The sequence below is a fragment of the Psychrobacter immobilis genome (assembly GCF_904846225.1).
Lineage (GTDB): Bacteria > Pseudomonadota > Gammaproteobacteria > Pseudomonadales > Moraxellaceae > Psychrobacter > Psychrobacter immobilis_F.
This window is the reverse complement of the sequence record NZ_CAJGZJ010000023.1, coordinates 13061-39572: the sequence shown is the minus strand read 5'-3', so window position 1 is coordinate 39572 and position 26512 is coordinate 13061. Positions and strand designations below refer to the sequence as shown.

General features: G+C 43.6%; 22 protein-coding genes and 2 tRNA genes. 7 read left to right on the top strand and 17 right to left on the bottom strand.

Annotated elements, in window-relative coordinates:
• Positions 1-26: 26 nt before the first annotated feature.
• Positions 27-680, bottom strand: coding sequence for a LysR family transcriptional regulator (locus tag JMX48_RS12310; RefSeq protein WP_201538221.1), 654 nt, complete (start codon positions 678-680; stop codon positions 27-29).
• Positions 681-798: 118 nt separating this feature from the next.
• Positions 799-1206, bottom strand: coding sequence for a Cd(II)/Pb(II)-responsive transcriptional regulator (gene cadR, locus JMX48_RS12305; protein ID WP_201538219.1), 408 nt, complete (start codon positions 1204-1206; stop codon positions 799-801).
• A 145-nt stretch (positions 1207-1351) separates the two neighbouring features.
• Between cadR and JMX48_RS12300 the strand changes: the two genes are divergently transcribed.
• Together JMX48_RS12300 and JMX48_RS12295 are read left to right on the top strand one after the other, a co-directional pair.
• Entirely contained in the window at positions 1352-3511 is a 2160-nt protein-coding gene (locus JMX48_RS12300; RefSeq protein ID WP_201538217.1) for a heavy metal translocating P-type ATPase, read from the top strand.
• A 359-nt stretch (positions 3512-3870) separates the two neighbouring features.
• Positions 3871-4401 carry an NADPH-dependent FMN reductase gene (locus tag JMX48_RS12295; RefSeq protein WP_201538215.1) on the top strand — a complete coding sequence of 177 codons (531 nt, stop codon included), beginning with the start codon at positions 3871-3873 and terminating at the stop codon, positions 4399-4401.
• A gap of 60 nt (positions 4402-4461) precedes the next feature.
• Here JMX48_RS12295 and JMX48_RS12290 read toward each other — a convergent pair whose 3' ends face one another.
• The 12 genes from JMX48_RS12290 to JMX48_RS12235 form a co-directional block, all read right to left on the bottom strand.
• Positions 4462-4875, bottom strand: a complete 414-nt coding sequence (locus tag JMX48_RS12290) for a PaaI family thioesterase (protein ID WP_201538213.1) — start codon at positions 4873-4875, stop codon at positions 4462-4464.
• A 51-nt stretch (positions 4876-4926) separates the two neighbouring features.
• Positions 4927-5469 carry a DUF3124 domain-containing protein gene (locus JMX48_RS12285; protein WP_201538211.1) on the bottom strand — a complete coding sequence of 181 codons (543 nt, stop codon included), beginning with the start codon at positions 5467-5469 and terminating at the stop codon, positions 4927-4929.
• A gap of 43 nt (positions 5470-5512) precedes the next feature.
• Positions 5513-6214 (bottom strand): potassium channel family protein, encoded by a 702-nt coding sequence (locus JMX48_RS12280; protein WP_201538209.1) that lies wholly within the window; start codon positions 6212-6214, stop codon positions 5513-5515.
• 59 nt (positions 6215-6273) lie between these two features.
• Positions 6274-8037: a TrkH family potassium uptake protein gene (locus JMX48_RS12275; RefSeq protein WP_201538207.1), complete on the bottom strand. Its 1764-nt coding sequence runs from the start codon at positions 8035-8037 to the stop codon at positions 6274-6276.
• 163 nt (positions 8038-8200) lie between these two features.
• A complete protein-coding gene (locus JMX48_RS12270) occupies positions 8201-9142 on the bottom strand; it encodes a DMT family transporter (protein ID WP_201538205.1) in 942 nt (313 codons plus the stop codon).
• Between the two features lie 90 nt (positions 9143-9232).
• Positions 9233-9655 carry a tetratricopeptide repeat protein gene (locus tag JMX48_RS12265; protein WP_201538203.1) on the bottom strand — a complete coding sequence of 141 codons (423 nt, stop codon included), beginning with the start codon at positions 9653-9655 and terminating at the stop codon, positions 9233-9235.
• 258 nt (positions 9656-9913) lie between these two features.
• Complete coding sequence (locus JMX48_RS12260) at positions 9914-10402, bottom strand: M48 family metallopeptidase (protein WP_201538201.1); 489 nt, start codon at positions 10400-10402, stop codon at positions 9914-9916.
• A 188-nt stretch (positions 10403-10590) separates the two neighbouring features.
• The gene (betT, locus tag JMX48_RS12255) at positions 10591-12636 is read right to left on the bottom strand and encodes a choline BCCT transporter BetT (RefSeq protein ID WP_201538199.1); all 2046 of its coding nucleotides are present in this window, start codon (positions 12634-12636) and stop codon (positions 10591-10593) included.
• 428 nt (positions 12637-13064) lie between these two features.
• Positions 13065-14765, bottom strand: a complete 1701-nt coding sequence (gene betA, locus JMX48_RS12250) for a choline dehydrogenase (RefSeq protein ID WP_201538197.1) — start codon at positions 14763-14765, stop codon at positions 13065-13067.
• A gap of 120 nt (positions 14766-14885) precedes the next feature.
• Positions 14886-16388 carry a betaine-aldehyde dehydrogenase gene (gene betB, locus JMX48_RS12245; RefSeq protein ID WP_201538195.1) on the bottom strand — a complete coding sequence of 501 codons (1503 nt, stop codon included), beginning with the start codon at positions 16386-16388 and terminating at the stop codon, positions 14886-14888.
• A gap of 180 nt (positions 16389-16568) precedes the next feature.
• Complete coding sequence (locus tag JMX48_RS12240) at positions 16569-17150, bottom strand: TetR/AcrR family transcriptional regulator (protein WP_227688010.1); 582 nt, start codon at positions 17148-17150, stop codon at positions 16569-16571.
• A gap of 1 nt (position 17151) precedes the next feature.
• Positions 17152-17496 carry a DMT family transporter gene (locus tag JMX48_RS12235; protein ID WP_201538193.1) on the bottom strand — a complete coding sequence of 115 codons (345 nt, stop codon included), beginning with the start codon at positions 17494-17496 and terminating at the stop codon, positions 17152-17154.
• Between the two features lie 555 nt (positions 17497-18051).
• On the opposite strand from JMX48_RS12235, the gene JMX48_RS12230 reads away from it, so the two are divergent.
• From JMX48_RS12230 to JMX48_RS12220, 3 genes are all read left to right on the top strand, one after another.
• Positions 18052-18127 (top strand) — tRNA-Asn (locus JMX48_RS12230).
• 221 nt (positions 18128-18348) lie between these two features.
• A complete protein-coding gene (locus JMX48_RS12225; RefSeq protein ID WP_201538191.1) occupies positions 18349-18690 on the top strand; it encodes a CopG family transcriptional regulator in 342 nt (113 codons plus the stop codon).
• 457 nt (positions 18691-19147) lie between these two features.
• Positions 19148-19879 (top strand): hypothetical protein, encoded by a 732-nt coding sequence (locus JMX48_RS12220; protein WP_227688009.1) that lies wholly within the window; start codon positions 19148-19150, stop codon positions 19877-19879.
• 74 nt (positions 19880-19953) lie between these two features.
• Here JMX48_RS12220 and JMX48_RS12215 read toward each other — a convergent pair.
• From JMX48_RS12215 to JMX48_RS12205, 3 genes are all read right to left on the bottom strand, one after another.
• A tRNA-Ser gene (locus tag JMX48_RS12215) sits at positions 19954-20044 on the bottom strand.
• A gap of 95 nt (positions 20045-20139) precedes the next feature.
• Positions 20140-21288, bottom strand: coding sequence for a type I glyceraldehyde-3-phosphate dehydrogenase (locus tag JMX48_RS12210; RefSeq protein WP_201538189.1), 1149 nt, complete (start codon positions 21286-21288; stop codon positions 20140-20142).
• 274 nt (positions 21289-21562) lie between these two features.
• Positions 21563-23512: an AAA family ATPase gene (locus tag JMX48_RS12205; RefSeq protein ID WP_201538187.1), complete on the bottom strand. Its 1950-nt coding sequence runs from the start codon at positions 23510-23512 to the stop codon at positions 21563-21565.
• Positions 23513-23786: 274 nt separating this feature from the next.
• On the opposite strand from JMX48_RS12205, the gene JMX48_RS12200 reads away from it, so the two are divergent.
• Positions 23787-25313, top strand: coding sequence for an aldehyde dehydrogenase family protein (locus JMX48_RS12200; protein WP_201538185.1), 1527 nt, complete (start codon positions 23787-23789; stop codon positions 25311-25313).
• Positions 25314-25408: 95 nt separating this feature from the next.
• A complete protein-coding gene (adhP, locus tag JMX48_RS12195; protein ID WP_201538183.1) occupies positions 25409-26437 on the top strand; it encodes an alcohol dehydrogenase AdhP in 1029 nt (342 codons plus the stop codon).
• Positions 26438-26512 lie beyond the last annotated feature (75 nt).

The window sequence follows — 26512 nt, the reverse complement described above, 5'->3', positions numbered from 1 at the left end:
TCCCCAACTCTATCTTACAATACAATTTATCTATTATAGATAGAAATAAGTATAATTAGATATATTTTATTTAGCTGTTTCGTAACCCCCGCTGAGGACTGTAAACTGTAATGGATAAAAGGATGCTGCTCAAGCGTTTGTCTGAGACTATAAAAAGGCCAATTTTTAGGACTAATCAACACATAAGGCTCAGTCGTAATAGACTCAATTACAATATCTTTGGGCAAAGCGAAAGCGGGCTGTATGGTTATAGCCGCATCTATACTTCCCAGCTCCAACTTTTCAAACAGCTCTACAGAACGCCCCGGGATGACTTCTGTCTGCATTAACGGTGCTAATAAGGTAATCGCTTTTAGAGCCTCTGGCAAAATACCCACTTGTACTGAGTTTATAGCACCAATCTTGAGCTGCCCATAATAGCTAGCAATGTCAGTATCTGAGGGTAGCTGCATGGTCACATAAAGCGCTAAGATTTCTTTGGCAATAGGCAAAATACGTGTGCCCTGCGGATTGAGCGTAATGGCTCTAGCAGTACGAGTAAATAACGATAGCCCTAGATTATCTTCTAAGTTTTTAATCTGCGCACTGACCGCAGATGGCGTAAGATTGACATGCCGAGCAGCAGCGGCAAAACCGTCTAATTCGCAAACTGCGACTAAGGTTTTAAGTTCTCTTATCATTTATTTCACCACGTTTATTATTCAAATCAATGTCTGTAGACAACTTCTTTATATCAAACTGACGATAGTGAAATTAATTCAAGTACATCGTACTTCGATCAATCAAAAAAACTCGCTACTAATGACAAGAGTTATCGGCAAGGGCATTTAATATCCCGCATGACTCAGCTGAGGTCTCGCTTCTACATTTTTGGCGTAAAGCGGTGAGATGATGTTTTAGTTGCCTCAATTTTTCCATATGTATCTCTACCGCGTGAATATGCTCATCTAGCAAGCTATTGACATCACCGCAGTTTTCATCAGGCGTGTCCCAAGATTGAAGCAGCGTTCTTACTTCGGCCAAAGTCATGTCAAGCGTACGACAGTGCAAGATAAATTGCAGACGTTCGACATGCTCTTCTCGATATAAACGGTAATTTCCTTCACTACGAATCGCTATGGGTAACAATTTCTCTTTTTCATAATATCGAATGGTTTCGACAGTGGATTCCGTACGTTTAGCAAGCTCACCTATCTTCATCAGCATAACCATCTCCATCATTTAAACAATAAAGTAACTATAGAGTTTCGAAGCAAAAAAATCAAATATATTCACTCAGATTGGATATAGAGGGTGTTGACTCTGAAGCCACTAGAGGGTTCATACTGTCTCTATTTGGGGAATAAATCTTATGAAATATCATATTGAAGGTATGGACTGTGCTAGTTGTGTCGGCAAGATAGAAAAAGCGCTGGTACGTATGCCTGGCGTTTCTGACATTCAATTGAACTTTACGACAGAACAATTAGAATTGACCTTGTCACCTGAGGCAGCAACTCAAGGCAGTGATATCGAGAAAACCATCAAAAGCCTTGGTTTTGGTATAACCGCTGATAATAACCAACAAACCGCATCAACTGTTGATAATGACAACCAAGCGATGACACAGCCTCAGCGCTGGTGGCAAACTCGAAAAGGTCAGCAAGTGATTGGTCTTGGTACGCTCATGAGTGTTACTTACGCACTAGCGCTATTTTTTCCTGATTACGGAATGTGGTTATTTACAGCAGCGGTACTCATTGGGGTTTTGCCGTTTGGTCGTAAAGCCTTTGTCATGGCTGCATCAGGCTCACCTTTCTCAATCGAGATGCTAATGACGGTTGCCGCCATTGGGGCGATTATCATTGGTGAAGCTGAAGAAGCCGCCGCCGTTGTTTTCTTGTTCTCAATTGGCGAGCTGCTAGAAAGCGTGGCGGCCAACAATGCTCGAGCGGGTATCAGAGCTTTGTCGTCGCTGATTCCGAAGGCTGCAATTTTACTAGACGCGCAAGGTAGACAGCTTAATGTTTCTGCTGACTCTCTGCAAGTGAACGACATAGTGCTGGTGCGACCAGGCGATAAGGTTCCTGCCGATGGCGTCATTATGCAAGGCACGTCTAGTCTTGATGAATCGCCCATCACAGGAGAGTCGGTTCCTGTTGCAAAGACTAAAGATGAGGACGTATTCGCAGGTTCAATCAACGTCGATGGGGTGCTGCAAGTACGTGTGGCAAAGACGGCTACCGACAATACCATTGCACGTATCGTTAAGATGGTAGAGCAAGCGCAAGCATCTAAAGCGCCTACTGCTCGTTTTATTGAAGAATTCAGTCGCTACTACACACCAGCGGTGATGGCGCTTGCCGCTCTGATTATTATTATCCCGCCGTTAGCAATGGGAGGCGAATGGGCAACTTGGGTATATCGCGGTCTGGCGCTGTTATTGATCGCCTGTCCTTGTGCACTGGTGCTATCCACGCCAGCGGCGATTGCCTCTGGACTCGCAGTTGGTACGCGTCGTGGACTACTCATCAAGGGTGGTAGCGCTTTGGAGACCATCGGCAAAGTGGACACGATCGTTTTTGATAAAACAGGGACGCTGACTGAAGGTAAGCCGCGCGTGACCGACGTCGTTTCCTTTAAACAAGGAGATATGGTTGCCCAAGCTCAGAATGAAGTATTAGCGCTCTTCGCCAGTGTAGAATCTGGCTCTAGCCACCCGCTTGCAGATGCGATTGTCCGTCATGCTGAATCAGCCAATATCGTTGTACCGATTGCCTCTAATGCTTATGCTACTGCGGGTAAAGCAGTACATGCAACGGTGTCTGGTCGCTCTTTAGCCATCGGTTCGCCTATTTATGCAACTAATGAAGCGTTGCTTTTACCCAAACAGCAGGCACATATTGAGTTGTTACAAAATGAAGGCAAAACGGTCTCGGTATTATTCGATGAACAAAACTGTGAGGTACTTGGATTGGTGGCATTGCGAGACGAATTACGAGGCGACGCGCAAGAAGGCGTGGCACAGCTCAAAGCGATGGGCGTGCGCTCAGTGATGCTAACAGGCGACAATCGCCGCACGGCTAAAGCGCTTGCCAGTGATTTAAACATAGAGTGGAAAGCCGAACTTTTACCAGAAGACAAGCTGCGATTACTCAATGACATGAAACACAATAGCAAAATAGCCATGGTGGGTGATGGTATTAATGACGCGCCCGCACTAGCAACCGCAGATGTCAGTATCGCGATGGGTGGTGGCACTGACGTGGCCATTGAAACAGCCGATATCGCATTACTAAAGAGCCGAATCACAGATGTCGTACATTTGGTGGCATTGTCGCGTGCAACCATGACAAACATTCATCAAAACGTGTTGCTCGCGTTAGGTTTGAAGGGTGTGTTTTTGATCACTACTATATTTGGCATAACAGGATTATGGATTGCCGTGCTCGCTGATACGGGCGCAACCGTTCTGGTGACACTTAATGCGCTGCGTTTATTGCGCTTTAAAAAAATTCTATCTGACAAATAGTCAATTCACTTTAAAAAGAATACAGCGATGCTGGGATGAATTTTTCGATGCCTCTGGAGTGCAAAGCACACAGCAAGCGAGAAAAATTTATACCAGTAGCGCATGATCATATTTGTAATTATTTTATTTAAAACCGACTATAGATGAATGATAAACAGAACGGTCTCGGCGATGTTGGGAACGTTCTGTAGTGTTAGCAGTTACAAGCGCGACCATGCTCAAAAAGCAATCTGCTTTATAGTTTATGAGGACACACCCTAGATACTTGCGACATACACCAGTATTGAGACCTTGGCATTGAGACCTTTAAATTCGCCCCCACCATACACTTGTAATAATACAAATTATGAGGATTTACTATGAAAGTACTGGCGTTTGGCACGAGCAATAACAAAGACTCTATTAATAAAAAACTGGCTTTTTATGCAGCACAGCAGATCAATAACGCAGATGTCTCATTAATCGATATACACGACTTTGAAATGCCCATATTTAGCGAGGAGAGAGAAGCAGAGAGCGGTATTCCTCAATTGGCGCACGATTTTTATGAGGCTATTAGCGCAGCAGATATAATCGTTCTGTCCTTTGCCGAATATAATGGCTCTTATACCTCCGCCTATAAAAATCTGTTTGATTGGGCATCGCGCATAGACATGAAGGTGTTTCAGAATAAACCGGTTCTTATGCTAGCAGCCTCACCTGGTCCCGGAGGCGCGCAAAGCGTTTTAGCCACCGCACAAGCATCAGCCCCCTACTTTGCCGCAAACGTCATTGGCGCATTGTCACTACCCAATTTCTTTGACAACTTCGATGTAGAGACAGGCGTTGTCACTAATGAGGCGTTTAATCAGAACTTAATCGGCATCGTCAATGAACTTGGCACTCTATAAAACTGCCACAAAGCAACCTATTGAGGCTGCTGCTGATATCACCCCTCATACCAATAACCATTAAGTTTGCTTGGGTGGTACAGAGTAGGTGCCCACCACGTGTGCCACCAAATCGCTCGACCCTTCTGAGTAAAGAGAAACCTCGCCCACGATGAGCGTGCGCCCTACTTTCATTAAGGTACAATCCGCGATAATGCGGGCGTCCGCCGAGGGTTTACGCAAAAAATTGATGGTAAGGCTCGTCGTCACGGTCAACGGCACGATACCAATTTTGCCAAGTATCGCGACATAGATGGCGACATCAGCGATGCTCATCAGCACTGGCCCAGAGACTGTGCCACCGGGGCGCAGCTCGTTTATACCAATATCGTGCGCTAGCGTCGAGCCTGTTTCATCGACTGACTCGACGGTGCATTTGGTTTGTGGAAATTCTAGTGCCATAAAGGCAATGATTTCTTCCTTGGTTGCAGACATAACGCTTCCTTGAATTGAATAATCTCTATTGAGGCGTCCCTTCCTCGTTCATCATGGCACGACTGGCGTGCCCTCTGTACTAAAGGCAAAACCTTTATTGCTAAAATTACCAATCATGACTGCTTCAATGACAGGTTTGACGCTCTCGTCTATGCCTTCGACTTCGATAATAAAATTGGCCCCTGAACCGCCTTTATCTTCTTCTTTTTCGACGATATAGTTGAGCGTCGCCATCGCTGGAAGCTCAATCGGTTTGTTTAAATAAGATTTTACTAACGTCCCATTGGTATCGTAATAGTCAATCTTATTGACATAAAGCGATTTTTTTAGCGTGGTATTGCGGACACTTAACGTCGCTGATAATAAAACTTTGCGGTTGTCTCTGTCCGTATAAATGTCTGAGTAGATAGGCACATAAAATGTTTGATGGTAGCCAAACTGACTACGATCCACGTCCGATGTCATCTCTAACTCTTTAATTGGATCGTGCTGATCTTTGGACAGGACGACATTCGGATCTTGCGCAGATTGATTGCAGCCTGACAATAGTGTCATCATAGTGATTAATAAGACAGATATATTACGCTTATTCATAAGTCTTCCCCTCGCCTTCTCAGATCACTGCTGTCGCAAAATTTTATTTAATTTTTACACCGACGCTACGCAGGAACTGATTGATGTGCTTGTTATCGCCATAGATTATCAGGATGTCTTTGTCTTTCAATACCTGATCAGGCGTCGCCAAGCCTTGAATACTTGGTTTACTTTGCGTGCGACCAAAACTGTCTTCATAATACTCATAGCGCAGCGTACTAAGCAATCGAATATTGAACTTTTGCTCCAACTGTAATTCATCAATCGTTTGACCAATTAAAGAGATTGGAATGCTAATCTCCACCAGACTGAAGTGATCGCTTAACTCAAACGAGTCTACAAAATACCGTAGCGACAGTCTTTTGGCCCAGCGCTTGGCGGCTTCTTTTTCAGGATGAATAATGTCATCAACACCGATAGCTTGCAGCACCTTTTCATGCAATGGATTGATACTTCGACTAATCAAACGCTTGGCTTTTAAGGTTTTAAAGAGCGCCGTTGCCATCACATTTTCGCCTTGGTCCTCACCAATAGCCACGATGACCATGTCGGTATCAGCAATCGGCAAGCCTTTCACTGTCGATTCATCAGTCGCATCCATACAGATGGTATGAGAAATTGTCTCTTTATAAGCTTCGACCTTGTGCATACTGTTATCAACGCCAATCACCTCATGACCTTGGCGGGTCAATGCCATACCTAGCGATGAGCCAAAATTGCCTAACCCTACGATAATATACCTCATGACCTTATCCTTTTTTTATGCGTTTTATAGCGGGTCGCCTATGGTTTTTGTGCGACGAGTTAGTTAATAGTAATGTCTTCTGTTGGATAGCGATAATTGGTTTGGCGCATATTTTTGAGCAGCGCAATAAAGATCGTCAGCATACTCACACGTCCAACGAACATAATGACAGAAACCACAAGTTTACTAAAATCTGATAAATGCGCCGTCAAATTCAAGCTCAATCCCACCGTGCTATAAGCCGAAAAGCACTCAAAAACTACTTTGATCAAATCAAGCTCTGGTTGGTCGTAACTGATGAGCGTCACACCCATACCGATAACGAGCAGTGACAGCCACATAATAGAAAACGCACGGCGAATGGAGATTTCAGCAATTTGCCTTTTGAACACTTCAACCTTGGTCTGCCCACGCGCCAAACTCAGCGTATTTAATAGCGCAATAGCGAAGGTACTGGTCTTGATACCACCACCCGTCGAGTTGGGAGACGCACCAATCCACATCAAAAAAATCGTCAACATAATCGATGGAAACGCGAGTGCTTCCATATCAATGTTATTGAATCCTGCGGTACGCGGGGTGGCCGCGATAAATAAGCCTGTCACGAGCTTGCCAAAAAAGCTGGCATGTTCAGCGAGTACGTTGTTGTATTCAAATATCATCACACCGATGAGACCGATCAGCAATAACGCGCCCGTTGTAATTAACGTAATACGGCTATTGATATTGAGTAACCATGGCTGGTAGGCACTGCGCTGATCGTTACGACGATAGATCAATCGCTGAACACGATAACGTAGATAACGCAGCACATTGACCACGATACTAAAGCCCATACCCCCAAAGATAAAAGTAAAGGCAATAATCAGCTGTAGTGGATAATTAAAACGTAAAGAATCATCATACAGTCCCGCGCTAAACGTAGAAAATCCCGCATTACAGAACGCAGAAACGGCATGAAAGATCGAAAAAAATAACTGCTCAGACCAAGGCATATTAGGTATGTCATAAATACTGATATAAATCAGTACCGCCGCTGCCGCTTCAACAGCAAATGTCACATACAAGATAGACTTGAGAGTGGACACTACATCGCCCATACTGCGCAGATAAGACATCTCACTGATGCTTGCTTGGGTCTCATAACTGACGCCGCCCTTAAAAAAGTAACTAAAGTAAGTCACAAAGGTCAAAATACCTAGGCCGCCGATTTGTATCAGCCCCATAATGATGACTTGCCCAAAAGTCGTAAAATAAGTCGCGGTATCTACGACGATAAGACCAGTCACACAAACAGCACTCGTGGCGGTAAATAGCGCATCGACGAACGACAAAGGCTGCGTCGTTGCATTGGGCATCATGAGTAGTAATGCGCCAATTAACACCACTGATAAAAAGCTTAAGATAAAAAACTGTGCAGGATTTAAAAAGGTGCGTTTGAGATTAAAATCGTGGTCAGACATTTCACGAATAAAGGTGACAAAGACGGCGACCTTTATGGCAACAAAACCATCAACAGCACCAGCAAGCCCTGAGCGTATTAAGTCAGTGAAATGCGCTGCCAATAGAACGATAATCGCGATACTGGTGAGAAAATCAAAAACCGCTACCTTATTGAAGGTGAGCGGTTTTTTGATGTAGAAATAGCGCCCCGCCGTCAAAATGAAGCCCAAAAAGATAATAGCCAAATAAAAAATATGAAAAATCTGTTTTAGCCAACTGGATAAACTAAAACCACTATCGAGTAAAGCAACCGCAATGCCAACGATACTAATAAAGATCATAAAATTATTTAACAATCGATAATGCTTGGCTGCATTCATAGCCTTAATCCGTGATGGAAATAACCAACGTATTTATACTCCTTTTTTTTGCTATTCTCAAAAAATGATTCTAGATAATCGTAACCAATTATGAAATAACTATGACCAATACTTATATATGAGGAAAGTTTATAGCAACATACCGCTTTTTGGCGTCACTCTTCTATGAGCTGACTATATTATCTGTCGATATCTTTATCCCGCCCCATGTCACCAAAGCCACACCAATGGCTATCAGCGAAGCACCCAAAAATAAACCTGCTGGCGGGCTCTCTCCTTGTAAAAAAATAGCGACAGGAACGCCAACAACTGCACCTACCGAGCCTAACAAACTCAATAATACCGGCCCTCCGGTCTTCTGTAGGACAAATAACAATAAAAACTGACCAGCAAACACGCCTGCTTGTATAACAATCAAACTGAGAGGCAACCACTCGGCAAGCGATATCGTGACTGAAAAATTGGGCAAAGCACCAAATGCAAGTAGCAGTAGCGCAGCCGCTATCAGCATACCGGGAGCGAGTGCATGAGGCGATGCTTTATCAGGCCAGCGTAATGTACGGTATATATTGCCAATAGCCAGCAATACAGGGCCACAAAGCGCGATTAAAATCCAAAACATACTGGCATCTGGCGCTGTAAACTTACGCAATGCCAGTACTCCTGCCCCCATAAGAGCAGCGGCCACACCCAAAGCTCGGATGACATTAAATCGCTCCATCCGTAGCGTTAGTGCGCCAAGATAGGTCAGTAATGGCGGTAGTGAGATAATTAAGGCGACAAAACCTGCACCGACATGCGGAATAGCAGAAAACAGCAATAAATTAGAACCTGCCACACTGATAAGGGCGGCGACGAAATAATACTCAAAGCTACGCGCACTTAAAGGTGGTAATTGCTGCTTTAACAAAGCAACGACCAATAATATAATGGCCGCGCCCGTGATTGACCAAAACAAAAAAGCGAGGGGCGTAATACCTATCTGACCTGCATATTTTGCCAAATTGGTAGAGATGCCTATCAGTGCACCCCCAACCAATAGGCAAACAAAAGGAATGAGCCATGCCCGTTTATGCGGCTTTTCTTTCTCGACTGAATCATTCATCAACTATCCTATTGGACAACCATCATAATTTTTCTTGATTTAGGGCGCGTCCTCATCTTGGGCGGCATATACTTTTCCTAAGAATCACTACTATTCAGCCAATAATTTCGTCAATAGCTCATCTATCTCAACTTTAAACTCTTTATCCTCAATCTTATTCGCACTGATTTTGGCATTTTGTAAATTTTTAATGGCGGCATCCTTTTGGCCCATCTCAATTTGCAAAACAGCCATAGAAAAGGCAATCGATGACATATGATCTTTCGAATTAATGGCAGTGGCTTTGGTGAGCGCTTTGTCATAAATGACTAATGCTTCGTCCAAATCCTCAGTGAAGTCTGCTAGCGTTTCCCACTGTTCTGGATGATCTTTATGGGTATTTTCGTTGTCAGTACAAATGGCCTTTAGCTCTGCATAAAATCCATCAAACGCCGCTTGGTTGCCGATACGATCCGCTTCCAATAATTCTTCAGCTAACGTATAAATTGCTTTATATATTTTGGTATTAATCATTTTTTTCTCTATGTTTGGTGAAGTAATAAAAAAGTGTGACTCAATGCACGATTTAAAAATTTAAGAGTTATCGTTGATTCAATTTGAAAGTGGTACAAGGCAACCTAGTGTAGAGGTATATTTGCTACGTCAAGCGAGGCTAACGCTATCACGCTTTTATAGTGAATTAACTATAGTACGCGTAAGCTTAGCATGATTATTATCGCTCTGAGCTTTTAAGAGATCGATAAAAATATAGCTCGAACATAATCAATTAAGTCATTGCTCTCGCCAGTGCAACCACAAGCGCGTATCTAACTCAAACTGATGATAATCCGGTTCCATGTGACAGCACAATTGATAAAAAGCTTTATTGTGCTCATGCTCTTTGAAATGCGCTAACTCATGCACGACAATCATACGTAAAAACTCAGGCGGCGCTTCCTTAAATAAGCTGGCAACCGTGATGCTATTGTGCGATTTGAGCTTGTTGCCTTGTACGCGAGACTGAGTGGTATGAATGCCCAGCGCATGTTTAAGCACAGTTAATTTGCTGCTATAACTGACATTAGACAGCTGGCCAATTTTGCGCATATATTGGTTTTTTATCTCATTTATGTGATGATAAAGAGCTTTGTCACTTTGTACTTGGTGCTGATTTGGGTATTTGTTTTCGAGATATTCACCCAATCTATTATCGCTTATCAGTAGCGCGGCTTGCGTCTGAATTTGCTCTGAGTAATGAGCAATATATTTTAATGTGGTCACGGCTCTATCCTTTATCTATACCTTAAAACTCGTACGTTTTATCTCTGTGTATTTTACCCTATATAGCCACATTTTATTTTGCATAAAAAACCCCCATAAGCTGAATCCAACTTATGGGGTTATGTCTTATGAGTGCTTTACTCAAAGATTACTGTGCATATACGAGCTGATAGCACGATTGCAAGCAATTAACGCTCTAAATGCAAATACTGCAAATGGCGCTCGTACTGGTTTAGGATATCGACCAGTACTTGCTCTTTGGTGTAGCCAACCAAGTCATACTCTTGCGAGCCTTCACTTAAGAACACCTCAGCACGATAATAATGCTCGGCATGCTTGGTTGAGGTATTGAGCGTAAAATTGGGTCGTTCAGCCTTAATAAGATTGACTTCATAAACAAAATCATCTTGATCGCCATGACCAACGCGCAGTTTTAAACCCTCTATCTGTCCACTACTCTCTCCCATACCATCATCGATATCTTGACCAATATGAGCCAGATTACGGACATCTAAAGCCGTTGTGAGACCGCCTGCTTTGAGCTCATTTTCGACCTCAGTCATAGCAGGTCTAACGACATTTTGTAAAAATCGCTCGACCTGTGAGTGACTCGGAAAACTGACAATGCGCTGTAGTCTAGCTTTCCAACCCTTACCACTGTCCAATACATTCGCCGTGCCTACCGTACTGGCTTTGCGTTTGTTGCCTTCTTCTTTTAGTGATTTCCACATAGCGACCATGTACAGCACCAGAACAATCGAGAACGGTAATCCTGCGATGACAGATACTGATTGTAATGAAGAAAAACCACCCGCAAAAAGCAAGCCGAGGGTAATCAAACCTGTGGCAGCTGCCCAAAACAGACGCAGCCAAACGGGCGCATCCGTGTCATTAGTCATTCCTCTTGAGCTAAGATTTGCTAGCACTAAAGCACCTGAGTCGGCTGAAGTAATAAAGAAAACCAAACCGATCAACACACCAGCAATCGACAATACGCTGCTGTACGGATAATACTCAAACAAGGCAAACATACCCATCGCGGCATCATTTAAAGCGACGTCGCCCAGCTCAGTTGCGCCATTTGCAACCAGCTGTATCGCTGAGTTACCAAAGATAGAAAACCATGCGAAGATAAAACCGAGTGGAATAAACATCACCCCAAATACAAACTCACGCAAGGTGCGACCACGGCTGATTCGAGCGATAAACAACCCAACAAACGGTGCCCAAGCCACCCACCATGCCCAGAAAAATATCGTCCATGCTGACTTCCAATCAGCGCCAGCTTGTCCATCATAGGCATAGACGTCAAACGTTTTTCCCACGATTGTTTGAAAATACTGACCAATATTTTGGGTAAAGGTATTGAGCAAATAAACGGTATTGCCCATAATCAATATGGCAACGAGCAATAAAATAGCGCCAATCATGTTCAACTCAGACAGACGACGCACACCTTTTTCAACACCCGTCGTTGCTGAAATGGCAGCTGCAATAATCACACAAACGATAATGATCGTCTGCACCATTTTGCTCGACTCAATCCCGAATACATGCGTCAGCCCAGCGTTGGCTTGCAATACACCAATACCTAAACTGGTGGCGATGCCCATCAAGGTACAAACGACCCCAAAAGTATCGATTCCATCACCAAGCCAGCCTTTGATCAAGCGCTCACCGAAAATGGGCGTCAAAGGAGACCGTAGTGCCAGTGGCATGTTTTTGCGATAAGCAAAATAAGCCAATGACATCCCGATTAGCGCATAAATACCCCAGCCATGTAAGCCCCAATGCAAAAAGGATTGAGCCACTGCTTGACGCATCGCATCAGCACTTGCCGGCTCAATGCCCGCATGCGGTGTCAAATAATGCATCAATGGCTCAGAAGCACCAAAGAACAACAGGTCAATACCGATACCTGCTGAAAACAGCATAGCGGCCCATGCTAAAAACGGAAATTGTGCTTTTTCATGATCTTGGCCAAGCTTGATGTCACCATATTTGGAAAGACCGATAAACAAAGAAAAAATACTGTACGCGGCAACTACCAGCATGTAATACCAACCAAAACTCTCTGATACAAATGCCATCCCTGAACTGAGCAATTTTTGACTATAGTCTGGAAAAATAATAGTCCAGGCTATTAATAAAATAGAGATAATAGCTGAGCCTAAAAACACTGTTTTGTTTAGACTCAAAGGTTTCGTCGCATCTTCTGATGGCGAACTGTGCATAAAAGACCTCAATCAATAAATTAAAAACCATGGGGTATTGCTTTGTCCGTTATGAGCCTATAACCGCATGACGCACAAAGCAGTACCAATAAATAAAAATTGCTCTGCAAACAGCAAAGTCAACAATAAGCAGATATCACTAGAACGATATTTATCTTTATAAATGTGAACGCTGATGAAAAAGACCTTTGCTTAGAAAGGTCTTTTTATCGAAATTGTCTTATATAGTCGATACTGAATAAAATGGATACACGACACTATACTGCGTGACTGGGACAAATTTTTCTTACTTACTGTGCCTGCGTAGATAGAGGCGACAAAAAATTTATCCCGGCCCTGTTGTCTCTTTTTTATATTGACCTGACTATATAACTACTTAGCTAATAGCTTGTATGGCAGCTTATCTATTAGCATTTAGAAATTGGCGCTTATAAACTAGCACCATAATGACGCATCGGCTCAGTTCTCAGTGGTGCACCGTTAGCGGTAAAATAATCTGCCGTCGAACGTGGCAGCTGCACGCTACGCATCTTATCGGCGATTTTTTCTGCCAGCATAATGGTGGTCGCGTTGAGATTACCACTGATGATGTTTGGCATAATCGACGCATCGACGACGCGCAAGCCATCAATGCCGTGTACCAATCCTTCACCATTGACTACCGAATCATTGCCATCACCCATCGCACAGGTACAAGACGGATGATAAGCCGTCTCGCTATGATTACGCACGTACTCATCCAGTTGGGCATCGGTCACCAAATCATCGGTTGGGGCAATGGCGCGACCACGATAAGGGTCAAGCGCTGGCTGATGCATAATTTCACGGGTGATGCGCATGGCTGCGCGGAACTCATGCCAGTCTTGATCATGAGACATATAATTAAACAAGATACTTGGATGAGCACTGGGATCTTTTGAGGTCAGTTTGACACGACCACGACTTGGCGAACGCAACGAACCCACATGCGCTTGGAAGCTATGCGACTTGACCGCACTGCGGCCATCGTAACGCACTGCTAATGGCAAAAAATGATACTGAATATTGGGGTGAGTGAACTTCTCATCGGTACGGATAAAGCCGCCACCTTCAAACTGATTAGAAGCCCCAAGCCCTGTACCATTGAATAACCATTCCGCACCAATCGCAGGCTTATTCCACCATTTATTAGCAGGCGCAATCGAGACTGGCAATTTGCATTCATACTGCATATACAGCTCTAAATGGTCCTGCAAGTTATTGCCGACGCCTGGTAAATCAAGTACTTCTGTCACGCCCAACTCTTTGAGCCATTGACCAGGGCCAATGCCTGAACGCTGCAATAGTTGCGGCGAGGCAATCGCACCCGACGAGACGATGACTTCACGAGCGGCATGAAAGTTCTTAGTCTGACCATCGTGCTCGACTTTGACGCCGATAGCGCGCTTGCCTTCAAACAAAATCACATCGGTCAATGCACCCGTTAAAATCGTGATATTGCTACGGGGTTTGGCACGATCAAGGTAACCGCGAGAGGTCGAAGCGCGGCGACCATTAGGGGTCACAAAGCGATCCATTGGACCAAAACCTTCTTGCTGATAACCGTTTAAGTCTTCGGTACTCGGATAGCCCGCCTGCACGCCCGCTTCAATCATCGCTTGAAACAATGGGTTAACCCCAGGTTTTGAGGTGGTCATTTCAACAGGGCCGCCCACACCATGATAGTCGTTTTCGCCTGCGTCACAATTTTCTAACTTTTTAAAATAAGGTAAGCAGTTTAGATACGTCCAATCCTCTAAGCCTTTGATTTTGGACCAATCGTCAAAATCCAAAGCATTACCACGGATGTAGCACATTCCGTTGATAAGCGATGAGCCGCCTAGCCCCTTGCCGCGACCACAGTCCATAACGCGATTATTCATATACGGTTCAGGATCTGTCTTATAGCCCCAGTTGTAAGTTGTCCCTTGCAACGGCATTGCCAGCGCTGCGGGCATCTGCGTGCGAAAGTCTAAGCGATGGTCTGGACGACCCGCCTCTAACAGCAACACTTTGATATTGCTATCTTCGGTCAAACGCGTAGCCAGTACATTTCCTGCTGAGCCTGCACCAACTATAATATAGTCATACTCAGGTGTGGTTGATGTCATAACATGCTCCATAATATTGAAAAAATATAAATCATTTAGTAGCAGTAAGGTTAGATAAAAAAGGCTAAATAAGACCTAATACAGAAACCTTACTGTCTGAATTTTTCTCAATAAAATTAATTAAAAGACAGATTCAAACGCGCCCAATTCGACTTGGATAGACTTAGTTTGAGTATAGTGCTCAAGGGCTTCAATGCCGTTTTCACGACCAATACCCGAATGCTTGTAGCCACCGACTGGCATTTGAGCCGCTGACTCGCCCCACGTATTCAACCAGCAAATACCCGCTTCAATTTGTGCAATCACTCGATGCGCGCGTGTTAGATCCGCAGTCACAACCCCTGCCGCCAGACCATAATCGGTATCATTGGCGCGGCGAATAACTTCTTCTTCGGTCTCATAAGTCAATATCGACATAACAGGTCCAAAGATTTCTTCACGTACGATACTCATATCATCAGTGCAATCAGTAAATACAGTCGGCGCGACAAAGGCACCGCTGGCAAGCCCTTCAGTCGTAATACGTTCGCCACCCGTTAGCAGACGTGCGCCACTCTCTTTACCTTGCTTGATATAGCCAAGCACTCTCTCCATATGTGGGAAGCTGACCAGTGGCCCCATGTTGATGCTTTCATCCATCGGGTCGCCAAGCTTAATGCGCTCAACACGCGTTAAGATAGCTTGCTCAAACTTGGCTTGTAGCGATTTGGGTACAAATACTCGCGTGCCATTGGTACATACCTGACCACTGCTATAGAAGTTAGCCATCATAGCGATGTCAGCGGCGGTATCGATATCCGCATCATCAAATATAATTAATGGCGATTTGCCACCAAGCTCTAGGGTCACGTCTTTTAACGATGAAGCTGCCGCACTTGACATGACTTTTTTGCCCGTCGGTACGCCACCTGTAAACGATACTTTGGCGATATCAGGATGCTCAGTCAGTGCTTGACCCACTTCATGATTACCTTGTACGACATTAAAGACACCATCTGGCAGTCCCGCTTCTGTAAAGATTTCTGCCAGTTTTAGCGTCGTTAAAGGCGTAACTTCTGATGGCTTAAAAATCATTGCGTTACCAGCAGCCAATGCTGGTGCGGCTTTCCACATCGCGATTTGAATCGGATAATTCCAAGCACCAATGCCTGCTACCACGCCCAGCGGCTCTTTTCGAGTATAGACAAAGCTACTGTCACGCAGTGGAATTTGACGACCCTCAATCATGGGCGCAAGTCCTGCATAATACTCAACGACATCAGCACCAGTAACGATATCGACGTACTTAGTTTCAGAGTAGGCTTTACCTGTGTCTTTGGTTTCGAGCAATGCCAGCACATCATTGCGCGCACGTAATATGTCAACGGCATTCAATAAAATACGGCCACGTTCAACAGCAGTCATCGCCGCCCAAATCTTTTGACCTTTATGAGCCGCTTTTACCGCTTCATTAATTTGCTCATTGCTCGTCTGCTGAACGGTTGCAAGCACCTCACCAGTCGCTGGATTGATGTCTTCAAAAGTCGTGAGCGACTCATCCACAGCTACGTAACGACCATTGATATAAGCCGTTTGTACTTTTGTTAAATCGATAATGTCTGTTAAGTTATTTAAATCTGTCATAAATTCTCCTTGCGACGGCTGGTCAGCGTTATTAATAAAAAGTCGCTCAAACCAAATAGCTCGTCATTGTTTACGTATTAAAATATTAAGTATTAAAATAAAATGTCGTGATTTTTTATTTAAAGTTCGTTTTCGATAAGCTGTTTAAAAGTGCGTTTCAATCAAAGCACTGCATTCGTCTTATGAATCAAAGTCAGGCTGCGTCATTTTTATCAAACGCTTACGTAGTGACTTTTTGTCCGATATGCTAATGCCTGAAAAATCAGAGAGCCAAATCCCATCAGCGACCAGACGCACCATACATAATGTTTCGGTATTATCGGTTGATTCATGCTTTTTCAATTGCTCATTCGCCCATTGCGCCCATAATTCACGCATCTCACTGTCGCCCAGCATCAACACATATAATGTTGCTTGATTATCAAACTCTTTTTGCCCTTTCTCGCCTAGGCTGATAGTGGCATCGATATAAGCACGGGTAAAAGAGCCGTAACGCACAGGGTCTTTGTCCATCGCCGTATCGACTTCTGCCTCGAACTTGGCCATCGCATCATTAAACACTTCAAGAACCAGCGCATTTTTGGTCGCAAAGTGATGCATCACGCCGCCTTTAGTCACCCCAACCGCATCAGCGACCGCTTGAAAAGTAACTTTAGACAAACCTTGCTCTAACGTTATGCGTGCTGCTTGATCTAGCAGCGCACGACGAACCACTTCTGGCTGTTTTTTACGCTTATACGCATTTTCTGTTTCTATATTCATATCAGTGCACCACAGAATTAGACAATAAATTCATTACTACCACTCCGCCCACGATCATAGCAATGCCAACCACCGCTGCCGTATCGAGACTTTGCTTAAATATCACCACACCCACAAGTGACGTCAGCACAACGCCCAATCCACCCCACAGCGCATAAGCAATACCAAGCGGTATCGTCTTGAGTGTCTGTGTCAATAAATAAAATGAGAGGGCATAAAGCACCCCCATAATCAGTGTCGGCACCAAACGAGTGAACTGTTCTGATTTTGCAAGAAAAGTCGTGCCAATTACTTCACAGACAATAGCAATGGCTAAATAAACGTAAGCAATAGTAGTCGGACTCATATTTAAAACACCCGTTTCAAATGAAATATGCAGTAATAAAAGACTTAAATAGTAATCAAGGACTCAAAAGAAACCACACGGTCGGTATTTTACCGTAATATTCTAGCAATGTGAAGGGCAAATGTATGATTTCTTTTTTTAAGTGTTGGGGAGATTGTCTTAATATTCAAAAAGATAGTCAATCTCTCCGGCGGAACATTAAGCTATAAAGCAATGTACAACACTGACGGAGGCTTTTTGGGATGATAAATTTTTTGTTGTCTCTGTCTGCGCAGGCACAGGAAGCAAGAAAGAAAGAAAGAAAGAAAAGTTTGTTCCAGTCACGCAGTATTGTCTTGTGTATGCATTTTATTCAGTATCGACTATATCCAAACACTACTATTAATAAGGGGTAAAGGACTATTTTTGATGGATTACAACAATATTTATAATTAATAGTGTAATAAGGTTGACAGCCTCTAGCTACTTGGCTAAAATGTGCCCCACATAACGCAAACAAGCTAAGTAATCAGCTTTTATATAAAGTGTAAATAACTTACTGTTATGATGACTTATTCTCCAATAGCTCAGTTGGTAGAGCAACGGACTGTTAATCCGTGTGTCCCTGGTTCGAGCCCAGGTTGGAGAGCCATATACTAAAAACCTTCATCACATAATGATGAGGGTTTTTTTATGGTCATCGTTTTATATCTTATGACTGTTGTTTTTGATGACTGTTGTTTTTGATGACTATAATATTAGCGCGGCCGTGGTGTTATTGTGAGCGTTTTTGTTGTATGGTAAGGATAGTTTTGATTGGTCTAGTTTTTGTTTGAGTGCTTTACTCCTACTCACTAAAAGTAATGGTTTATTATGATTCCTGCACATGTAAAAAATAAGTTTTCTGATCATCCGCAAAAAATCATGCGCCCGATCAGTATTCGTTTGTCTGAAGAAATGATTGCACTATTAGAAACGACGTCGACAGATTTGGGTTTTAAACGCATTCAAGGGCTAATTCGCTTGTACGTTCGTCAGGGGCTTGATCGTGACCATCAAGATTACACACTGGCACATGATGAAGTTTTCATCGAAACGCTACGCAAACGCGGTGTGAGTCAACACATTATCGATGAAGCCATTGTAGTAACACATAATAATAATATTACTCACTCATTGTCTGAGCTACAAGACAACGATCAAAAGCAGAAATAAAAACCATCATTAAAGGTGGTGACAGTAGACTTCTCTCTTGTTACTTTTAAAAAAATTATTGCCTTTAATAAAAAACACCCAGCTTGTAAAAGACTGAGCTTCTAAAAGATTGAGTTTTCTGACGTGAACTTAATCTTTTAGAAGCTCAGTCTTTTTTTGTGGCTATAATAAATATAGTCGATCCATTATGAAACAACGACAGTGCTACTGGGATAAATTTTGCGCCGCCTCTGTCTGCAACGGCACAGTAAGCAAGGAAAATTTATTCCAGTAGCGCGTGATAATATTTGTATCTCTTTTATCTAGGAATAACAATATTAAGCTCACTACTACAGTATTTAGCCATAATTAGGGCGTGTTTGAGTATTCAACACACACTAAACACAACAGATTCTCAAACAAGGTATATTAAGAATGTAATCGTCACTATCAATAAGGACTTAGGAGGAGGTGTACGATGATGGGTTTACATCAGCGTTTAAACAAAGCTTTGTTATTAACGATCACTTTAGGGGCGTTAGTGATCGCTCCTGGCTGCTCGCAACCGCAGACCGATCTCAGTAAAACAACCATACCGACCGACTCTAACCAATGGCAAGAGAAGCTCGGTACAACTCTAGAGCAAATGCCTGAAGCCGATCAGCAACTGCTGAGTCGATACATGCTAAGGATGAAGCTTAGCCAAGCCTACGAGTCGGGTGCCATGCCGCGCACCACTATTAAACAAGCGCTCGTACAGCAGCGTGAGTATGAACGTTTGCATCCCAATAACCCAACGGGTAAAAAAAGCCCCATCGTTACTAGTGAGCAAGCAGCAGACACTACTATAAAATATCCTGTTGCCCTCCTCCCTGTCAAAAGCAGTGATAGCGACAGCTTAAACCAAGTAAAGCTACAGTTTATGCTCTCAAATCATGGCAAAGTTGCTATTCAAAGTTTTAAGGGCAAGCTAACCATGCAAGATCCCAGTTTGGAAAAAGGCAAAAACTTTAATGTCCCATTGACACAATTCGATCCGCCTATCAAGCCAGAACAATCTGGCAAAATAATCATCGAAAGTAGTATTGAAGATATTAATGTCATGCGTGCTATTAAAAATACCAAAGACCTGACCATTGATATTAGTGAAGGCACACTGATGTTAGCAGATGGTCAAAAAATTGAGTTTGGTCAAACGTTAGTGAAGTAAAAAGCATGAGCAAGCGCATTTATACAAGACCAAAAAAAAGCCCCAACCAGTATTGATTGGGGCTTTTTCGAATTTGGAGGAGACGGAGAGATTCGAACTCTCGAAGGGCTACAAACCCTTGTCGGTTTTCAAGACCGGTGCATTCAACCACTCTGCCACGTCTCCATTTGTGCATCATTATATAGATATCATTTTATAATGCAAGGGTATAATCTAAAAAAATTAAATTAATTTACTAATACGTCTTTATCGCTAATATATCACTTGCTAGAAGCGAGATGTAAGCACATATCTAGTAGCCTATTAGCATAACCCCACTCGTTATCATACCAAGCAAAAACCTTATATTGATCACCCACTTGCATGAGCTGCTGACCATCGATGATGAGCGATTCAGTCTGGTGAATAAAATCACTGGATACCAATGGCTCATCAGTATACGCCATAATATCTAACAAATGCGCTTGGCTCGCAGATTTAAGTACCTCACTAACCGCCTCAATGCTTACATTGGGTGTATCAAATACAAAAGTCACATCAATAGCAGCAACATCGATGGTTGGCACGCGTATCGAGTGACCATTTATTTTGCCTATCATCGCTGGCAGTACACGTTCCGTGGCAGCGATACTGCTGGACGTGGTTGGAATAATATTATAACCAGAAGCACGCGCGCGCCTTGGGTCACGGTGCGCTTGATCCAAGACAGTTTGATCCGCCGTCACCGCATGAATCTCAGTCATCATCGCTGACTTTACGCCAAATGCTTTATCCAGTGTATCAATCAGCGGCACCAATGCCTGCGTGGTACAAGAAACGCTGGAGATGATCGGCAACTCACGTGTCAGCTCATCCGTGTTTACACCCATGACAATACAGGCATCAACATCATCGAAAGGCGCCGCCCCAATAATCACTTGGTGTGCGCCCGCCTCAATATGCAGATGGGCTTGATCGTAAGAGCGAAAGTGCCCCGTACACTCTAGCACCACATCAACACCAAGCGCCTGCCATGATAAGTTTTTTGGATCAGGCTCTGAGAGCATGTTAATGCAATACGTCAGGTTGTTTTTGGTCAGGCAAAGCTGAGTTTTGCTATCGTTATCGACTTGACTGGCTACCATCTCAGCACTGACGCCCAATCGGCTTAAGCGCCCATGTGTACTATCAAACTTTAATAAATGCAGCAAAATATCAGCTGGTGCCAAATCGTTGATAGCGACCACATGGATGGCTCGTCCCAACACCTCAAAGCGTTCTAATAAGGCACGCAGCACATTACGCCCGATACGTCCAAAGCCATTAATAGCGACTCTCAGTGGCCGTGTGTGCTCGCCCGTTGTTTGAGACGCCTTTGCTACTGCGGGGTCAGATGTCAATTGATAAGTGGCACTAGAAAAATCGGGCATAAAAAAGCATCGCTTTAAAGGGACATAAAAAATTGAGCACTATAATCAGTGAAAAGTTAAATCGATACATCAATAATCAGGTACTACTGGTATAAATTTTCTTCGCTTGCTGTGCCGTTGCAGACAGAGGCTTCGAAAAATTCATTCCAGCAGTACTGTCGCACTTTTATTGTTTTTTGACTATACATGTTGAGCGCGACAATACAATCAAACCAATAAAGTATTCAATAGTCTTAATAGTGACAAAGATAGGTTTTATAATTTATTGACTACACTATGGCGTAATAAAAATGAGCGCTAAGCGGATGGTATTGTAATCAATGCTCTGCTTAAGATGATCAAATATCGGACGCAGCTTTATACTACCATCATCATTAAAATCATTTGGGTTATTGGCGACTTTAATCGCCACATAGGCATTGCCAACCGCCGTCATCACTTCATCCTCTGGACGTAGATGATCACAAGCAAGGCTAGGATCTTGAGATTTTAGATCACCAATATGACGCATGATGGTGGACTGTGATAACTGACGCGCTTGAGAAATCTCAGCGATAGATAAACTCTCCTCTAACAACACTCGTGTTGCGAGCAAGGTACCGTCTGACTTATCAGAGACTTGATTGCCCAATTTCTGTTTTTTATCTATCTGCGTTTGCAGTTGCTCGCGCCGTCTTTTTTGTAGGCTGGCATAAGCATCAATTACTGACTTACTGAGCGTACCGCCCGATTTCAGCACAAATTTTTCATGCGCCTGTGTCATGCTTTCTTCATCGAGCATGGCGTAATTGGCATCAGCTTCGTCGGACAGCACCAAAAACCGTTTGTCCGCGCCGCGTGCCAATGGATCAAGTTGCAAACTCATGTCATTCATACCGAGTAGCTGTAGGCCTGCCAGCGACTTTAATCGTGATAGCGCCACATAACCTTGTCCCAGCTCAAACGTACGAGACAAATCAATCTCAGCAGCATCAAGCGTCATACCTTGCGATTTATGAATGGTAATTGCCCAAGCCAAACATAACGGCACTTGCTCATAGCTTGCCAACACCTCACCTGTCTCATCTTCAATGATCCATTCTTCAGGCTCAGCGATGACTTCACGCCCTGAATTAAGTCTGACCACAGGCATTTTTTGTGTGGTTGGTTTTTTGGTTTTTGCCGTCTTTTTATCACTGTCTTTATCTTTTTTCGTTTTGTCTTTTACTCGCTTAGCCGTACCCTCTTCGTTGTCAGTACTATTGTCAATGTCTTCATCATTTTCGATTAAGGCATCACTATTGTCCTGACTGTCATCAACCTTGACGGCGGCAAAGCCTATCAACTCACCCATCGTGCCATTAGAGACGCCAAGCTCGGTGTTGTTTTTGATAAACATTACCTTAGCGCCAATTTTCAGAATCAATTCATCTTGAGTACGTACGGTTTTCTTGAGCGTCTCAACCAGTTTACTATCGCCAGTCGACGTCGATTCAAAGCGCATCATGTCACTAGACAGTGAGGCAAGCTCTGTATCATTGATTTTATTAACATTTAAGTTATGGGTATAGAGACGCGTGCGCTTGATATCGACGCTTTGGTCGTAAGTCGCCTCTAAAGCAGCGATCGCCTCAAAAGTGACTTCCTGACGACGAATTTGGTTCAAGATATCATCTAAATCAAGCCCGCCATTGGTTGCTTCACTGACTTGCCGATGCTGCTCAGACAGATAGCAAATATGGAACTTGGCATCGAGCCAAGCTTCTGACATAAAAGCAAACTTTTCACGATTACTCTCGCCCTTACTACCAATTGGTGGTAACTGAAAAAAGTCGCCTGCTACTACTACCTGAATACCACCAAAAGCTTTGTCATTCTTACGTACATGCTTGAGTACTTGACTAACCAGATTGATCTGCTTGGCATGCAACATCGATATCTCATCGATAATCAGCACAGCCGTGTCTTTTAATCGATCTGCCAAAAACTGCTTACGCGATAAATTGCTCAAATCACGATCTGATAGCTCGTCTTTGATACCGATACCCGACCAGCTGTGAATGGTCGTGCCGCTCATATGAGTGGCGGCAATACCCGTACTGGCAGTCACGGCAACAGGCACTCGGCGGGCACGCAAGTAATCAATATATTGATTGAGCGTATAGGTTTTACCTGAACCTGCTGAACCAGTTAAAAAGACATTTTGACCTGTTTTTAAAATATCAAGAGCAGAAGATTGACGCATATATCCAAACCAACCAATAGTATAAGTAGAGAAAGCCGCAAGTTATGTATTGGGCAGCTAAAAGTATTTAACCGTAATTATAACAGCTGCATCAGTTTTGCGAACGACTTTAACCAGTCTAACTCACATAACCATAAGTTATATGATACAAATTATATCATTATAAAAAGTCATTATTCGTCTGGACAAAAGCTCAGTACGATAGAGTGATACTTGGTTAGGAAGGCCAAATATTTATTATCCAATAATCGTAATATACAACAAGGAGTCGTTAATGTTATACGCCTATCCCAATACCGAAAACAGTCCCGTCCAATTCCGCAAAAAATATGACAATTTTATCAATGGTGAGTGGGTCGCGCCGATCGATGGTGAATACTTTGATAATCCCAGCCCTATCGATGGCAAAACCATTTGCCAAGTTGCTCGTTCAAAAGAAGCCGATATCGAAAAAGCCTTAGATGCCGCTCATGCCGCCAAAGATGCTTGGGGCAAAACCAGTGTCGCTGAGCGCGCCAATCTATTGCTAAAAATCGCTGATAGCATGGAAGCCAACTTAGAAGCAATCGCCATTGCTGAATGCTATGAAAACGGCAAGCCTGTACGTGAGACGTTAATGGCAGATATTCCATTGGCCATCGATCAATTCCGTTACTTTGCCAGTGCGATTCGCGCGCAAGAAGGCGGTATCAGTCAAATTGATGAAGACACGGTTGCCTATCATTTTCATGAGCCACTGGGTGTCGTCGGTCAAATCATCCCATGGAACTTCCCAATTCTAATGGCCGTTTGGAAAATCGCACCTGCCCTTGCCGCAGGTAACTGTATCGTCATGAAGCCTGCAGAGCAAACGCCTGCCTCGATTTTATTCATGTTGGAAATCATCGGTATCGCAGATATCTTACCAAAGGGCGTACTAAACATTGTCAATGGTTTTGGCGTTGAAGCAGGTAAGCCACTCGCTTCTAACCCACGTATTAACAAAGTTGCCTTTACTGGTGAGACCACAACCGGTCGCCTCATTATGCAGTATGCTAGTGAAAACATCATTCCAGTGACGCTAGAGCTGGGCGGCAAAAGCCCCAATATTTTCTTCGCCGATGTCATGGATGAAGATGATGACTTTTTGGACAAAGCGGTCGAAGGTTTGGTCATGTTTGCGCTCAACCAAGGCGAAGTTTGTACTTGCCCATCACGAGCGCTGGTCCATGAGAGCATCTATGATGAATTCATCAAACGCTGTATCGCCCGTGTCGAAGCCATCAAAATGGGAAATCCATTAGATACCGAGACGATGATTGGCGCACAAGCCAGCTCAGATCAGTTAGAAAAAATCCTATCTTATCTCGATATCGGTAAAAAAGAAGGCGCGAAAGTTTTAGTTGGTGGCGAACAAGCCAAACATGACGGCGACTTATCAGCTGGTTATTATGTCAAGCCAACTATCTTTGAAGGCACGAACGACATGCGCGTGTTCCAAGAAGAGATTTTTGGACCTGTACTTGCTGTCACCACTTTTAAAGACGATGAAGAAGCCATGCAAATCGCTAATGACACACTATATGGTCTAGGCGCTGGCGTGTGGACTCGTAGCGTTCATAAAGCCTATCGCTTTGGACGCGGTATCCAAGCAGGGCGCGTATGGACCAACTGCTATCACCTCTATCCGTCACATGCCGCCTTCGGTGGTTATAAGCAATCAGGTATTGGCCGCGAAAACCATCTAATGATGCTTGACCATTATCAGCAAACCAAAAACATGCTGGTCTCTTATAGTCCTAAAAAGATGGGTTTCTTCTAAAATTTCATAACGCTACGTTTTATAGATAAGCTCATAGTACAGATGTACTGTGCTATGAGCATAAAATTAATAAGCAATCCACAAGAGAGCATATTATGAGTAATAAAATGAAAGCTGCTGTATTACATGAGTTCGGACAACCCTTACAAATTGAAGAGGTAGATATTCCTACCGCAGGCGCTGGTCAAATCGTTGTCAAGTTGCAAGCATCCGGTGTCTGTCATACTGACTTACATGCTATTGAAGGAGACTGGCCTGTCAAGCCAAGTCCACCTTTTATCCCAGGACACGAAGGCGTCGGTCTAATAACTGCCGTTGGTGAAAATGTTCATCATGTCAAAGAAGGTGACCGAGTCGGTATTCCTTGGCTCTACTCTGCTTGCGGACACTGTACCCATTGTTTAGGTGGCTGGGAAACGCTATGTAAACGTCAAAAAAACTCTGGTTATTCTGTAAACGGCAGTTTTGCCGAATATGTATTAGCGGATGCCAACTATGTCGGTATCATCCCTGAAAGCGTTGACTCTATTGAAATTGCCCCCGTTTTATGTGCGGGTGTCACCGTATATAAAGGTCTTAAAATGACCGACACCAAGCCGGGCGATTGGGTCGTTATTTCAGGTATCGGCGGGCTGGGTCACATGGCGGTTCAATATGCCATTGCGATGGGTCTCAACGTTGCGGCTGTCGATATTGATGATGACAAGCTCAATTTTGCCAAAAAACTGGGGGCAAAAGTCGTTGTTAATGCAAAAAACACTGAACCCGGTGAGTATTTACAAAAAGAAATCGGCGGTGCTCATGCCGTACTAGTGACAGCAGTATCGTCAAAAGCTTTTGATCAAGCATTAAGTATGTTACGACGCGGTGGTACCTTGGTCTGTAACGGCCTACCCACTGGTGAGTTCCCAGTATCAATCTTTGATACCGTTCTGAACGGTATTACCATTCGTGGCTCGATCGTTGGTACACGCCTCGATTTACAAGAGTCGTTAGATATGGCTGCTGCTGGCAAAGTAAAAGCCACCGTTGCCGCTGAACCATTGGAAAATATCAACGATATTTTCGACCGTATGCGTGACGGAAAAATCGAGGGTCGTATTGTTATTGACTATAATATGTAGCCGTATGCGTCGTAACACAATGACATAGTTAAACTGTCATTGTGTGAAAGTATGAGATGTTTAAAACAGTCTCAA

Excerpts from the sequence above, each read along its gene's own strand:
- JMX48_RS12310 (WP_201538221.1), bottom strand. The coding sequence starts at position 680 with ATGATAAGAGAACTTAAAACCTTAGTCGCAGTTTGCGAATTAGACGGT.
- cadR (WP_201538219.1), bottom strand. The coding sequence starts at position 1,206 with ATGCTGATGAAGATAGGTGAGCTTGCTAAACGTACGGAATCCACTGTC.
- JMX48_RS12300 (WP_201538217.1), top strand. The coding sequence starts at position 1,352 with ATGAAATATCATATTGAAGGTATGGACTGTGCTAGTTGTGTCGGCAAG.
- JMX48_RS12295 (WP_201538215.1), top strand. The coding sequence starts at position 3,871 with ATGAAAGTACTGGCGTTTGGCACGAGCAATAACAAAGACTCTATTAAT.
- JMX48_RS12290 (WP_201538213.1), bottom strand. The coding sequence starts at position 4,875 with ATGTCTGCAACCAAGGAAGAAATCATTGCCTTTATGGCACTAGAATTT.
- JMX48_RS12285 (WP_201538211.1), bottom strand. The coding sequence starts at position 5,469 with ATGAATAAGCGTAATATATCTGTCTTATTAATCACTATGATGACACTA.
- JMX48_RS12280 (WP_201538209.1), bottom strand. The coding sequence starts at position 6,214 with ATGAGGTATATTATCGTAGGGTTAGGCAATTTTGGCTCATCGCTAGGT.
- JMX48_RS12275 (WP_201538207.1), bottom strand. The coding sequence starts at position 8,037 with ATGAATGCAGCCAAGCATTATCGATTGTTAAATAATTTTATGATCTTT.
- JMX48_RS12270 (WP_201538205.1), bottom strand. The coding sequence starts at position 9,142 with ATGAATGATTCAGTCGAGAAAGAAAAGCCGCATAAACGGGCATGGCTC.
- JMX48_RS12265 (WP_201538203.1), bottom strand. The coding sequence starts at position 9,655 with ATGATTAATACCAAAATATATAAAGCAATTTATACGTTAGCTGAAGAA.
- betT (WP_201538199.1), bottom strand. The coding sequence starts at position 12,636 with ATGCACAGTTCGCCATCAGAAGATGCGACGAAACCTTTGAGTCTAAAC.
- betA (WP_201538197.1), bottom strand. The coding sequence starts at position 14,765 with ATGACATCAACCACACCTGAGTATGACTATATTATAGTTGGTGCAGGC.
- betB (WP_201538195.1), bottom strand. The coding sequence starts at position 16,388 with ATGACAGATTTAAATAACTTAACAGACATTATCGATTTAACAAAAGTA.
- JMX48_RS12240 (WP_227688010.1), bottom strand. The coding sequence starts at position 17,150 with ATGAATATAGAAACAGAAAATGCGTATAAGCGTAAAAAACAGCCAGAA.
- JMX48_RS12235 (WP_201538193.1), bottom strand. The coding sequence starts at position 17,496 with ATGAGTCCGACTACTATTGCTTACGTTTATTTAGCCATTGCTATTGTC.
- JMX48_RS12225 (WP_201538191.1), top strand. The coding sequence starts at position 18,349 with ATGATTCCTGCACATGTAAAAAATAAGTTTTCTGATCATCCGCAAAAA.
- JMX48_RS12220 (WP_227688009.1), top strand. The coding sequence starts at position 19,148 with ATGATGGGTTTACATCAGCGTTTAAACAAAGCTTTGTTATTAACGATC.
- JMX48_RS12210 (WP_201538189.1), bottom strand. The coding sequence starts at position 21,288 with ATGCCCGATTTTTCTAGTGCCACTTATCAATTGACATCTGACCCCGCA.
- JMX48_RS12205 (WP_201538187.1), bottom strand. The coding sequence starts at position 23,512 with ATGCGTCAATCTTCTGCTCTTGATATTTTAAAAACAGGTCAAAATGTC.
- JMX48_RS12200 (WP_201538185.1), top strand. The coding sequence starts at position 23,787 with ATGTTATACGCCTATCCCAATACCGAAAACAGTCCCGTCCAATTCCGC.
- adhP (WP_201538183.1), top strand. The coding sequence starts at position 25,409 with ATGAGTAATAAAATGAAAGCTGCTGTATTACATGAGTTCGGACAACCC.